We start from the raw sequence: 11,739 nt of genomic DNA on the forward strand, positions 1-11,739 counted from the left end.
GCCTGCGGCGCGCGGTCCCCCTCCCCGTACCGTGGAGGAATGGAGGTAGCAGCATGACCGCCCCCATCCTCCCCACCGCCGTCAATCCCGACAGCGACCAGTTCCGCGCCCAGGCCGCGCACCACCGCGCGCTCGCCGAGAAGCTCCGCGCCGATGTCGCGCAGGCCGCGCTCGGCGGCAGCGAGTCCGCCCGTGCCAAGCATGTCGCGCGCGGCAAGCTGCTCCCCCGCGAGCGGGTCGAGCGGCTGCTCGATCCCGGCAGCCCCTTCCTCGAGATCGGCCAGCTCGCCGCCTGCGACCTCTATGACGGGGAAGTCCCCGGCGCGGGCGTGATCGCCGGCATCGGCCGCGTCTCCGGCCGCATGGTGATGATCGTGTGCAACGATGCCACCGTGAAGGGCGGCACCTATTATCCGATGACGGTGAAGAAGCATCTCCGCGCCCAGGAGATCGCCGAGGCCAATCGCCTGCCCTGCATCTATCTGGTCGACAGCGGCGGCGCCAACCTGCCGCACCAGGCCGAGGTGTTCCCCGACAAGGAGCATTTCGGCCGGATCTTCTTCAACCAGGCCAACATGTCCGCGCAGGGCATCCCGCAGATCGCCTGCGTGATGGGCAGCTGCACCGCCGGTGGCGCGTACGTCCCCGCCATGTCCGACGAGAGCGTGATCGTCCGCAACCAGGGCACGATCTTCCTCGCCGGCCCGCCGCTGGTGAAGGCGGCGACAGGCGAGGAGATCAGCGCCGAGGATCTGGGTGGCGGCGACCTCCATGCCCGCCGCTCGGGCGTGGTGGATCACCTGGCCGAGAATGACGAACATGCGCTGACCATCGTCCGCGACATCGTCAGCCATCTGCCTGCGGATCGCGTTCCCGATGTCGCGCTCAAGGATCCGCGCCCGCCGAAATATGCGGCCGAGGAGCTGTACGGCATCCTCCCCGCCGACGTCCGCGCGCCCTATGACGTGCACGAGGTGATCGCGCGGCTGGTCGACGGCTCGGAATTCCACGAATTCAAGGCGCTCTACGGCAGCTCGCTGGTGTGCGGCTTCGCGCATATCTGGGGGATGCCGGTCGCGATCCTCGCCAATAACGGCGTGCTGTTCTCCGAAAGCGCGCAGAAGGGCGCGCATTTCATCGAGCTCGCCTGCCAGCGCCGCATTCCGCTGCTGTTCCTGCAGAACATCTCCGGCTTCATGGTCGGCGGCAAGTATGAGGCGGAAGGCATTGCGAAACATGGCGCAAAGCTGGTGACGGCGGTGGCGACGGCGACGGTGCCGAAGCTTACCATCCTGATCGGCGGCAGCTTCGGGGCTGGCAATTACGGCATGTGCGGCCGGGCCTATTCGCCGCGCTTCCTGTTCAGCTGGCCGAACAGCCGGATCAGCGTGATGGGCGGCGAGCAGGCGGCGAGCGTGCTGGCAACGGTCCACCGCGATGCGGGCAACTGGTCCCCGGAGGAAGCCGAAGCCTTCAAGGCGCCGATCCGCCAGAAATACGAGGATGAGGGCAATCCCTGGCACGCCACCGCGCGGCTGTGGGACGACGGCATCATCGACCCGGCCCAGACGCGCGACGTGCTGGGCCTCGCGCTGGCGGCAACGCTCAACGCGCCAATCCCGGAGCGGCCGCAGTTCGGCTTGTTCCGGATGTGAGCGGCGAAGCAGCGCCTCCAATTCCTCCCCGGAACGGGGAGGGGGACCGCGCGGCGCAGCCGCGTGGTGGAGGGGAAATGCCCAAAATCCTCCGCACGCCACGACGTGCCGTGGAACAGGCCCGCCAGGATCGCGCGAAGCTGGAACTGCCGGAGGTTCTGCTCTGGCAACAGCTGCGCAAGCGGCCGTGCGGGTTCAAGTTTCGCCGCCAGAACCCACAGCTCGGCTATAGGATCGACTTTGCCTGCCTGGAGGCGCGGCTCGCGATCGAAGTAGACGGGGAGGCCCATGAACGTGGCGACCGGCCGGAGCGTGACGCTCGCCGGGATCATCGCCTCGAACAACGCGGCTTCGCAACGCTTCGCATCCCCGCCAATGAAATCCTGCGCGACCTCGACGCCGTCCTAGCACACATCGTTCGCGCCTGCCGGGCGCGACTTCCCCTCCACCCCCGGCCTTCGGCCGGCGGTCCCCCTCCCCGTTCCGGGGAGGAATTTCAAGGCTGACCCCATGCTCCTCACCCTCCTCGCCCTCACCCTGGCCCCGCAGACCGCCGGCCTGCCCCCGCCCGCCGCCAACCCGACACGCAGCGTACCCTCCCCGAGCAAGCTGCCGCCGGCCAACCCGCTCGCGCCGCCCGACGGCAGCGACGAGCGCGCGGTGCTCGCGACGGTCGACAAGCTGCTCGGCGGGATCAATACGCGCGATGCCGCCGCGATCGGCGCCGTCCTCCTGCCGAGCGCCAGCGCAACGATCGTCACCGAAGCCGCCGGTGGTCCCAGCACCGTCCGCACGCTGACGAACACCGAGCTGCTCGCCCGCTTCCAGCCTGGCCCGGAGACGTTCGACGAGCGCATCTCCGGCCCCGCGGTCGAGATCGACGGCGATCTCGCGATGGTCTGGGCGCCCTATGTGTTCCGGCTGAACGGCAAGGTGCATCACTGCGGCACCGATCACTTCAGCCTGGTACGCGAGAACGGCGCCTGGAAGATCGCCAGCCTCGCCTGGACCTCGCGCACCACGGGGTGCGCCGAATGAGCCGCGATACGCTGTTCGTCCTCGAAACCGACTGGGCCGACCCCGCCTATGGCGGCGCGCGGCGCTTCTACTGCAAGGACTGCATCACCGTGGAGGGCCTGCTCGCCGCCTTCCCCGATCGCGTGGCGAAGATCGATGTCGTCCGCGTCCCCTGGCCCCGCCCCCGTGCGGCAGTGATCGAACGGCTCGGCGAGGAAAACCAGAACCTCCCCGCGCTCGCCTTTGCCGAGGGCGGCTTCGCGAACGACATTGAGGGCGTGCTCGCCGCGCTCCACACCCGCCACGGCTTTCCGGAGCGCCACCCGTGAGCGCCGCTTTCAAAGTAGGAATTCGCATGCTCTCATCGCTCGCGATGCCGAACGCCACGCCCCTCGCCCGCCCCGATGCGGATCGCGCAACTGCGTCGTCCTGTTCACGCGCGGAGAGTGTGAACTTTGTGAACTTAGCGGAGCCTGCGCAATGATCCGATCGCTGCTGATCGCCAATCGCGGCGAGATCGCCTGCCGCATCATTCGCACTGCCCGGGCGGTGGGAATCCGCACCGTCGCTGTCTATTCGGACGCCGACGCGACGGCGCTCCACGTCCGCCAGGCCGACGAGGCCTTGCATATCGGCCCCTCCCCGGCACGCGAGAGCTATCTGGTCGGCGAGAAGATTATCGCCGCCGCGAAGGCGACCGGCGCCGAGGCGATCCACCCCGGCTATGGCTTCCTCTCCGAGAATGCCGACTTCGCCGAGGCGGTGCTCGCCGCCGGGCTCGTCTGGGTCGGGCCGAAGCCGGACAGCATCCGCGCGATGGGCCTCAAGGATGCCGCCAAGGCGCGGATGATCGCGGCGCGGGTGCCGGTCACCCCCGGCTATCTCGGCGAGGACCAGTCGCCCGAGCGGCTCCGGGCCGAGGCCGATGCGATCGGCTATCCGGTGCTGATCAAGGCGGTCGCCGGCGGCGGCGGCAAGGGCATGCGGCGGGTCGAGAGCGCCGCCGAGTTCGCCGACGCACTCGCCAGCTGCAAGCGCGAGGCCGCCTCCTCGTTCGGCGACGATCGGGTGCTGCTGGAAAAGTACATCCTCAGCCCCCGGCACATCGAAGTGCAGGTGTTCGGCGACACGCACGGCAATGTCGTCCACCTCTTCGAACGCGACTGCTCGCTCCAGCGCCGCCACCAGAAGGTGATCGAGGAAGCCCCCGCCCCCGGCATGGACGCCGAGACGCGCGAAGCGATCTGCGCGGCGGCTGTGCGCGCGGCCAAGGCGGTCGACTATGTCGGCGCAGGCACCATCGAGTTCATCGCCGACGCCAGCGAAGGTCTGCGCGCCGACCGCATCTGGTTCATGGAAATGAATACCCGGCTCCAGGTCGAGCATCCGGTGACCGAGGAGATCACCGGCGTCGACCTCGTCGAGTGGCAGTTGCGCGTGGCCAGCGGCGAGGCGCTACCGAAGCGGCAGGAGGAACTGTCGATCAACGGCTGGGCGATGGAAGCACGGCTGTACGCGGAGGATTCCGCCAAGGGGTTTTTGCCGAGCGTTGGGAAGCTGGAGATTTTTCGCCCGTCGCGGGACGTCCGCTATGAGACGGGCGTGTACGAAGGCGCGGAAATCACTGGCTTCTACGATCCGATGATCGCCAAGATCGTGGTGCATGCCGACAGCCGCGTCGAAGCCTGCGAGGCGCTCGCCAAAGCCTGCGCCGCGACCGATATCTTCCCGGTCAAGACCAACGCGCCGTTCCTGTGGCGGGCACTGGACGACGAGGATTTTCGCGCCGCCCGCATCGATACAAGCTTTATCGCTGAGAAGGGCGACGTGCTGCTCCCGCCCGCGGAGCCAACCGAGGACATGATCAGGCAGGCGGCCGCCGCGTTGGTCGTTCAGGAGTACCACGGCGAGCCCACCATGCTGTCCGGTCTGGACGACGACCTGTTAGGCGGGCGCCAGCCCAATCCGTGGCGCGGCGCAATCGGCTTCCGGTTGAACGCCCCACAGAACCGCCGCGTTGCCGTAGCCGTCGACGGGAAGGCTCATGTCGCCGAACTGCCCGCCAACTGGCGGAGGGCTGCGGTCATTGCCGAGCCGGTTGCCGACGGGGTTGCGGTGAACGATGACGGCCTGTCCTTCCTCGCGTCATTGCCGCGGGTCGGCCCGACCACCGGTGCGGCAGCCGGAGACGGCGCCCTGCTCGCCCCTATGCCCGGCCGCATCACCGCGGTGGACGTTGCCCCCGGTGCGCAGGTCACCAAGGGCCAGCGGCTCGTCACGCTGGAGGCCATGAAGATGGAGCATGCCCTCACCGCGCCGTTCGACGGCATCGTCGCCGAGCTCAACGCCGAAGCCGGGGCGCAGGTGCAGGTCGACGCCCTACTCGTCCGGGTCGAGCAGGCGGCATGAGCGGGTTCGCCGTGCGCGAGGCGACCGCCGCCGATCTGCCTTCGATCCTGGCGATGCTGGCACGGGACACGATCCCGGCCGATCGCGAAACCGATCCGGGCGACCCGCGCTATGCGGCTGCATTCGATGTTATCACCGCCGATCCGAACCAGCTGCTCGCCGTGGCGACGCTCGACGACGCCGTGATCGGCACGGCCCAGCTCAGCTTTATCCCCGGCCTGTCGTTCCGCGGCGCCTGGCGGGGCGTGATCGAGGCGGTACGGATCGACGAGCGCCATCGCGGTCGGCGTTATGGTGAGCAGCTGATCGAGTGGCTGGTCGATCGCTGCCGGGCGCGCGACTGTTTTCTGGTCCAGCTGACCTCATCCAATGCCCGTGTCGACGCGCATCGTTTCTACGCCAGGCTCGGCTGGTCGCAGAGCCATGCCGGGTTCAAACTCAAGCTGAAGCATGCCGATTGATGGCCGGGCGCTTCTATGACGAATGGCAGGTCGGCGACCGGATCGAACATGATCTGCGCCGCACCGTCACCGAGACCGACAATCTGCTCTTCTCGACAATGACCCACAACACCCAGCCGCTGCATCTGGACGCAGAGGCCGCGCGGGCATCCGAGTTCGGGCAAATCCTCGTCAACGGCACCTTCACCTTCAGCCTGATGGTGGGGATCACGGTGGGCGATACCACCGCCGGCACGCTCGTCGCCAATCTCGGCTATGACAAGCTCGTTATGCCCAAGCCGGTCTTCATCGGCGACACGCTGCGCGCCTCATCCGAAGTGATCGAGCTGCGCCCCAGCAGGTCACGCCCCGGCCAGGGCATCGTCACCTGGCGCCATCAGATGCACAACCAGCGCGACGAGGTCGTGTGCGAATGCCTGCGCTCCGCCTTGCTGCGCAGTCGCCCCGGCTGAGCGACGGCGCGGCTCAGGCCGCCCGCCGCCGCGGCCGTTCGGGGTTGGAGAAACGCATCTCGTCGTCGACGCTGCCGAATTTGAGCGCGAGCAGGTCGCGGGTATAGTTCTGGTTCACCCGCCACGGCTTGCGGCTCCCCTGGCGGGGCAAGGCGTGCAGCGCCCGCTGGACATAGCCGGAGGTGAAATCGAGGAACGGCACCGATGAGACTTCGCCCGCCGGCTCGGGCGTCACCTGCCGCATACCCCGCTTCGCCATCGCGTTGAGCAGGCGGGTGACATACATCGCGGTCAGGTCGGCTTTCAGCGTCCAGCTCGCATTGGTGTAGCCAAAGGAGATTGCGAAATTGGGCACCCCCTCGAACATCATGCCCTTGTAGGTCAGCCGCTTCGACCAGTCGATCGCCTCGCCATCGACGCACACCGGCACCCCGCCCATCAGCTGCACCTCCAGCCCGGTGGCGGTGACGACCAGATCGGCGGCGAGCGTCCGGCCGGATTGGAGCAGCAGCCCCTCGGGCACGAACCGTTCGATCCGGTCGGTGACGACATCGGCGCTGCCGGCACGGATCGCCGCGAACAGGTCGGCATCGGGCACCAGGCAGAGCCGCTGGTCCCACGGGTTGTAGCTGGGAGTGAAATGCGTCGCCACGTCGTAATCATGGCCCAGTTCGCACCGGACCATGTCGACCAGCCGCTCCTTCGCCTTGTCGGGATGCTTGCGGGCGATGCGGTAGAAATATTGCGAAAGGAGAATGTTCTTCCAGCGTGTCAGCGAATAGGCGGCCTTGGCCGGCAGCCGCCGCCGCAGCCAGTTGGCGATGCCGTCTTCGGACGGTCTGGCGACGATATAGGTCGGCGATCGCTGGAGCATGGTGACATGCGTCGCCTGCTTCGCCAGTTCGGGCACCAGAGTCACCGCCGTCGCGCCGCTGCCGATGACGACAACACGCTTGCCGCGATAGTCGATGTCCGGCGTCCAGAATTGCGGGTGGACGATCCGGCCGACAAAGTCCTCGCGCCCTTCGAAGGCCGGCGCATGGCCGCGAGCATAGTCGTAATAGCCCGCGCACATGAACAGGAAATCGCAGGTAAAGCGCCGCACCGCGCCCGCCTGTTCGACAGTCACGGTCCACAGCGCCTCGTCGCTCGACCATTCGGCGGCGGTGACGCGGTGGCCATAGCGGATGTGGCGATCGATGCCGAATTCCCGCGCCGTCTCGTCCAGATAGCGCAGGATCGCGTCGCCGTCTGCAATCGCCTTGGCTTCGGTCCACGGCCGGAACGAGAAGCCGAGCGTGAACATGTCCGAATCCGAACGGATGCCGGGATAGCGGAACAGGTCCCACGTACCGCCCAGCCGGTCCCGCCCCTCAAGGATGGCATAGGTGCGCCCGGGGCAATGCGTCTGCAGGTGATAGCCCGCGCCGATCCCCGAAATGCCCGCACCGACGATAATCACGTCGAAATGTTCGCGCATGTCTCTCTCCCGACCGCCATGGTTACATGGCTGTCAGTTGCGCGCCACTCAATAATCCTTCGAATAGCGCAAGCTGACACCAGAACCGCCGAAAGAGCTGGTCTGCGACAGGATGCTGAGCGCGCGCGTGAGCGAGATTTCCAGCTGCGTCGCGGTGAAGCCGCGGGCATCGGTGATGATCTCGATATAGATGTCGTCGGTGATGTACTTGCCCGCCGCCAGCGATGTGCCGCGCCCGGTGGTGTCGTCGGCGCCCAGCACGCGCAACCGGTCGATGCCCGTCGCCGATTTGAGCTGGCCGAGCGGATTGAGCCCGCCGCCCGATCCGCGCAGCGAGTTGACCGCCGCCGCCAGCTGAAGCGCCTCGGTGGCCGACAGATTGGTCACGTTCGTCCCGAAGAACAGCCGCGCCAGCACCTCCTCCTGCGGCAAGCTCGGATTCGACGTGAAGGCGATCTGCGGCTTCTGCGCGGTGCCGGTGATGTTGAGGATCGCCGTCACGCCCTCGGCGGTGGTGTTGGCCGAAATGTCGATCGTTGGATTGGTCAGCGCTTCGCCCTGGAAGCTGATGACGCCCTTGGTGATGTCGAACCGGCGGCTTGCAAAGCTGTAAGTGCCGCGCACGATTTCCATCGTCCCGCGGATCTGCGGGTCGATCGTGGTGCCGCCGACATTGATCCGGGCCTGCCACTCCGATTCCAGCCCCATGCCGGACACCATGATCCGGTTGTTGGCACGGATGCGCAGGTCGAGGTCGAAATTGCCAAAGGCGCGGGCACGCTTCGCCTGCTTCTCGTCGGGCGGCGCATCGCTCTTGCGGCGAATGCCGGTCAGCTGCGGGATTTCCGCCGCGCCCTGCCGGACGATCTTGTAATTCGCCTCTGGGATCGAAATCTGCCCCTCGATCTTCTGGACCTGCTGGTTCTTGGTGATCGTCAGCGTGCCCGTCGCGGTCGCCCCGATCGATTCGCTGCGCGCCAGCCGTGCATTGTCCAGCTTGACGTTGATCGCCAGCGGGAAGCCCTCGCTCGACGAAAGCCCCATGCGGCCCGATGCCGAAACCGTGCCGTCACCGGCGCGGGCGGTCAGCTGGTTGAGGATCAACGAGTCGTTCGAAAACTGCCCGTCGATCTTCATGTTGGTCAGCCGCGTGCCAAAACTCTCATTGTCATAAGTCAGGTTGTCGGCGCGGACGACGCCGGTGAGCTGCGGGCGCTGCACCTGGCCCGAGAAGTCGGCGGCGATGCCGATCGGGCCTTCGAGCTGTTGGTTGACGAGACCGGCGAGCGAGAAGGGGAAACCGGCCGGGCCGTTATACCGGATGCCGCCGGAAAGCGGCGCCGCAAGCAGCCGCTCGATCCAGTTACCAGCGCCCGGCCCCAGGGGCCGCAGCGTCGCCACCAGCCGCCCGATCGTCGCGTCGCCGCGACGGATGATCGCCCGTGCGTCGCCGCCATCGGGCAACAGCTTGGCCACCGTGCTGATATGCACCGGCGTCGATACACGGGTCAGCGTGGATCGAGTGAAATCGTCGATCTCGAGGCGCAGATCGGCACTCGGAAAGGCGTCGGGCGACGGCTGCGCGAAATCGAGGCTGCCGCTCGCCGTTCCGCCGATGCCGATGTCCGGCACGAACGCGTTGACGATCGCGAGGTCGAGCCGATCGAGCCGCATCTGCGCAACGATGCCGTCGCCAAACCGCCCCGCCACCCAAAGTTCACCCTGATCGAAATCAATTTGGGTGGGCAGCAGCCGATAGACGCCGTCGCGCGTTTCGATCCGCGCCGGCGTTGTGGTCTTGAACGCGACGCCGCTCGCATGGCCCTGAAGCGCTGCGGTCCAAAGTTCCGGCGTCATCCGCGCGTTGACCGCAATGTCGAACGGCACGGCGGAAGATCCGCTCGCGACCAGCTGGGCGGTGCCGTTGCCGCCGCGATAATCGATCTTCGCCCGCGCGGTCTTGAGCACGAACGCGCCGCGACGCAGATTGGCGACCTGAACATCGGCGACGACCTGCGGCTGATCGGCCAGCACGATGCTCGCCGTCGCCAGCGCGCGGCCCAGCGTGATTTCGGTCATGCCGGGAATGCTTGCATTGGCGGCGCTCGCGCGCAGGTCGGCGCGTTGCAGCGAGCCTTCGCCCGCGAGCGTTGCAACGCCGTCGATGCCCGAACCGCGGAAGGTCAGCTGGCCAGCGAACGGGCCTGCATCGGTTTGCCTCACCTGTCCGGCGATATCCATGCCGGCGAAGCGGGCGCTGCGCACGTCGATGTCGAGCGCCTGTCCGGTGCGGACCAGCACATCGGCCTGGATGGGGCCGTAATTGCTGTCGCCGGTTGCCGTCACCGCATAGGCGCCATTGTCGCCCACCACGTTGGCTTCCAGATTGGCGAGACCGATCCCTAGCCCGGGCTTCTCGGCCCGCAGCTGCACGCGCGGCGCGTTGAGCGACCCTGCCACCTTCACGGCAAGCGGGCCGTATTTGGTGGACACCGCCTCGGCCGACAGCCTGATCGGTCCGGCCGGGTCATAGGTCCCACTGCCGCGGATGACGCGGAAGTCGGGCGCCTTCAACCGCACGTCGCTGATCGCGATCAGGCCCGCCGGGTTCAGGTCCAGTCGTGCCGAGGCCACCGCATTGCCGCCGAGGAAATTGCGGGCGCCGTCGCTGAACAGCCGCCGGCTTTGCCCTGCGATCCGCCCGCGAATGCCGAAGCCGCCGCCGGGCGCGGAATAGAGGCTCGCGTCGGTGCTCAGATCGACGACGCCGACGCCATCGATCGTGTAGTCGTTCACCCGCCCCTTGAGCGCGCCGGTGTAGCGGCCGCGCGCGATATCGGCGGCGACGATCGCGGTGGCATCGACCTTGTTCGATCGCAGCTTGAGATTGTCGGACAGGATGCGGCTGCCGGAAATCGCCAGATCGCCGTTCAGCGTGACGTTGGTCACCAGCCCGCCCGCGGCGGCGTTAAGGCCCGTCACCCGCGCTGCCCGGGCCCGCACCGGAACCAGGATGCGATCGGAATCGACCTTCGCCTTGCCCTCGGCATAGAGCTGTTCGACAACGATCTCGCCAAAGCCGATCGCACCGGCGCTGACCTTGTAATCAACCATCGGCGTCACGAAAGGGCCATCGAGTGCCAGCGCGACGCGCACCGATCGGCCCACCAGCTTGGGCGCGATCGCCGCCGGCTTGAGCAGCAGCGCGTCGACATGAACGTCGCGAAATCGGTTTTGGGCGAGGTCGACAAAGCCCTTCGCCTCCGCCAACAAGGCGGCCGAACGGATTTTGAAAACACCGTCCGCCGTGCGGTTCGCCCAGCGGAAATCGGCATCGAGAGCGAGCCCGCCGGCCGTCAGTTCCTGCACCGGCCCGGCGACGTACAAGCCGGGATGGGTCGTCCCCCGGATCTGGAAGCGGCCGTTCTGGGCGCTCAGCGAAAGATCGGCGAGCGATTCGCCACCCAGCGCAGCGACAAGCTTGCCGCGCCACGATTTCCAGTCGCCCCGTCCGTTGATGCTCGCGTCGAGCGGGGTGTTGAGCCCGGCCAGGCCGGCGACAAGTCCGCCCTTCGGCGCCTTGACCGATGCGGCCAGGTCCAGCTTGTTCGCCTCGGGCACCGCGTCGAGCACCAGCGTCAGCCGGTCCCCGCCCGCCACGCCGGGTGCCGCGATCGTCGCAGCATCGGCGCGCAGTTGCGCCCGGCCATTCGCCAGATGCGCCTCGCCGTCGATCCGCGCGATATGGCGCCCGCCGGCGACGCCGGCCGCGACGTCGATCCGGCCGACATGGAGCCGCGCGACATCGATGTTCAGGTCCGGCAGCAACGGTGCGTTCGGATCGCCCGAGGGTTTGAGTTCGGGCAGGCGAAGCAGCTGGATCCGCGGGCTTTCGAGATTGCGGATGTCAATCTTGCCGTCGAGATAGGCCAACGGCCGCCAGTCGAGGCGGATCGTCTGTGCGGCGGCGAACACGCCCTTGGTATCGCGGACCCGCACGTCGCGCAGCACCATGCCGCCATAGATCGAGCCATCGATCCGGCCGATCCGGAAGTTCAGCCCCGATGCGAGCTCCAGCTTGTTCAACTGATCGACGATCAGGCGGCGGCCCGGCTGTGTGTCGAGCCCAAACACGATCACGCCTGCCAGCACCACCAGTCCGCCCACCACGACCGCCGCCCAGGTGGCGATCCGGCGCCATAGCGGGGTGCCGGTCGCCGTCGCGGACGTGCCCTCGCCGTCCACGGGCTCGTGCATATCGTCCG

Annotated in this window: 9 protein-coding genes; 7 read left to right on the forward strand and 2 right to left on the reverse strand. The window is 67.5% G+C overall.

Going from position 1 to position 11,739, the window contains the following annotated elements; all coding sequences use genetic code 11:
* Positions 1 to 53: 53 nt before the first annotated feature.
* The 7 genes from ACX40Y_RS08570 (at position 54) to ACX40Y_RS08600 (ending at position 5,994) form a co-directional block, all read left to right on the forward strand.
* Positions 54 to 1,655, forward strand: coding sequence for a carboxyl transferase domain-containing protein (locus ACX40Y_RS08570; RefSeq protein ID WP_459119130.1), 1,602 nt, complete (start codon positions 54 to 56; stop codon positions 1,653 to 1,655).
* A gap of 77 nt (positions 1,656 to 1,732) precedes the next feature.
* Positions 1,733 to 2,161, forward strand: a complete 429-nt coding sequence (locus tag ACX40Y_RS08575) for an endonuclease domain-containing protein (protein ID WP_459119131.1) — start codon at positions 1,733 to 1,735, stop codon at positions 2,159 to 2,161.
* Between the two features lie 4 nt (positions 2,162 to 2,165).
* On the forward strand, positions 2,166 to 2,693 hold the full coding sequence (locus ACX40Y_RS08580; RefSeq protein WP_459119132.1) for a nuclear transport factor 2 family protein: 528 nt from the start codon (positions 2,166 to 2,168) through the stop codon (positions 2,691 to 2,693).
* A complete protein-coding gene (locus tag ACX40Y_RS08585; protein WP_459119133.1) occupies positions 2,690 to 3,001 on the forward strand; it encodes a DUF3088 family protein in 312 nt (103 codons plus the stop codon). The genes ACX40Y_RS08580 and ACX40Y_RS08585 overlap by 4 nt, the downstream gene beginning before the upstream one ends.
* A gap of 151 nt (positions 3,002 to 3,152) precedes the next feature.
* A complete protein-coding gene (locus tag ACX40Y_RS08590) occupies positions 3,153 to 5,081 on the forward strand; it encodes an ATP-binding protein (RefSeq protein ID WP_459119134.1) in 1,929 nt (642 codons plus the stop codon).
* Positions 5,078 to 5,542 (forward strand): GNAT family N-acetyltransferase, encoded by a 465-nt coding sequence (locus ACX40Y_RS08595; RefSeq protein ID WP_459119135.1) that lies wholly within the window; start codon positions 5,078 to 5,080, stop codon positions 5,540 to 5,542. Before ACX40Y_RS08590 ends, ACX40Y_RS08595 begins: the two co-directional genes overlap by 4 nt.
* On the forward strand, positions 5,542 to 5,994 hold the full coding sequence (locus ACX40Y_RS08600) for a MaoC family dehydratase (protein ID WP_459119136.1): 453 nt from the start codon (positions 5,542 to 5,544) through the stop codon (positions 5,992 to 5,994). Before ACX40Y_RS08595 ends, ACX40Y_RS08600 begins: the two co-directional genes overlap by 1 nt.
* 13 nt (positions 5,995 to 6,007) lie before the next feature.
* Here the strand turns inward: ACX40Y_RS08600 and ACX40Y_RS08605 are convergent, their stop codons facing one another.
* Together ACX40Y_RS08605 and ACX40Y_RS08610 are read right to left on the reverse strand one after the other, a co-directional pair.
* Entirely contained in the window at positions 6,008 to 7,474 is a 1,467-nt protein-coding gene (locus tag ACX40Y_RS08605) for a flavin-containing monooxygenase (protein WP_459119137.1), read from the reverse strand.
* A gap of 48 nt (positions 7,475 to 7,522) precedes the next feature.
* Positions 7,523 to 11,731, reverse strand: coding sequence for a translocation/assembly module TamB domain-containing protein (locus tag ACX40Y_RS08610; protein WP_459119138.1), 4,209 nt, complete (start codon positions 11,729 to 11,731; stop codon positions 7,523 to 7,525).
* Between the last annotated feature and the right edge of the window lie 8 nt (positions 11,732 to 11,739).

This window comes from Sphingomonas sp. RS6, assembly GCF_054489705.1.

Coding starts and splice junctions, on each gene's coding strand:
- ACX40Y_RS08610 (WP_459119138.1), bottom strand. CDS start 11,731: ATGCACGAGCCCGTGGACGGCGAGGGCACGTCCGCGACGGCGACCGGC.
- ACX40Y_RS08595 (WP_459119135.1), top strand. CDS start 5,078: ATGAGCGGGTTCGCCGTGCGCGAGGCGACCGCCGCCGATCTGCCTTCG.
- ACX40Y_RS08585 (WP_459119133.1), top strand. CDS start 2,690: ATGAGCCGCGATACGCTGTTCGTCCTCGAAACCGACTGGGCCGACCCC.
- ACX40Y_RS08605 (WP_459119137.1), bottom strand. CDS start 7,474: ATGCGCGAACATTTCGACGTGATTATCGTCGGTGCGGGCATTTCGGGG.
- ACX40Y_RS08575 (WP_459119131.1), top strand. CDS start 1,733: ATGCCCAAAATCCTCCGCACGCCACGACGTGCCGTGGAACAGGCCCGC.
- ACX40Y_RS08600 (WP_459119136.1), top strand. CDS start 5,542: ATGGCCGGGCGCTTCTATGACGAATGGCAGGTCGGCGACCGGATCGAA.
- ACX40Y_RS08570 (WP_459119130.1), top strand. CDS start 54: ATGACCGCCCCCATCCTCCCCACCGCCGTCAATCCCGACAGCGACCAG.
- ACX40Y_RS08590 (WP_459119134.1), top strand. CDS start 3,153: ATGATCCGATCGCTGCTGATCGCCAATCGCGGCGAGATCGCCTGCCGC.
- ACX40Y_RS08580 (WP_459119132.1), top strand. CDS start 2,166: ATGCTCCTCACCCTCCTCGCCCTCACCCTGGCCCCGCAGACCGCCGGC.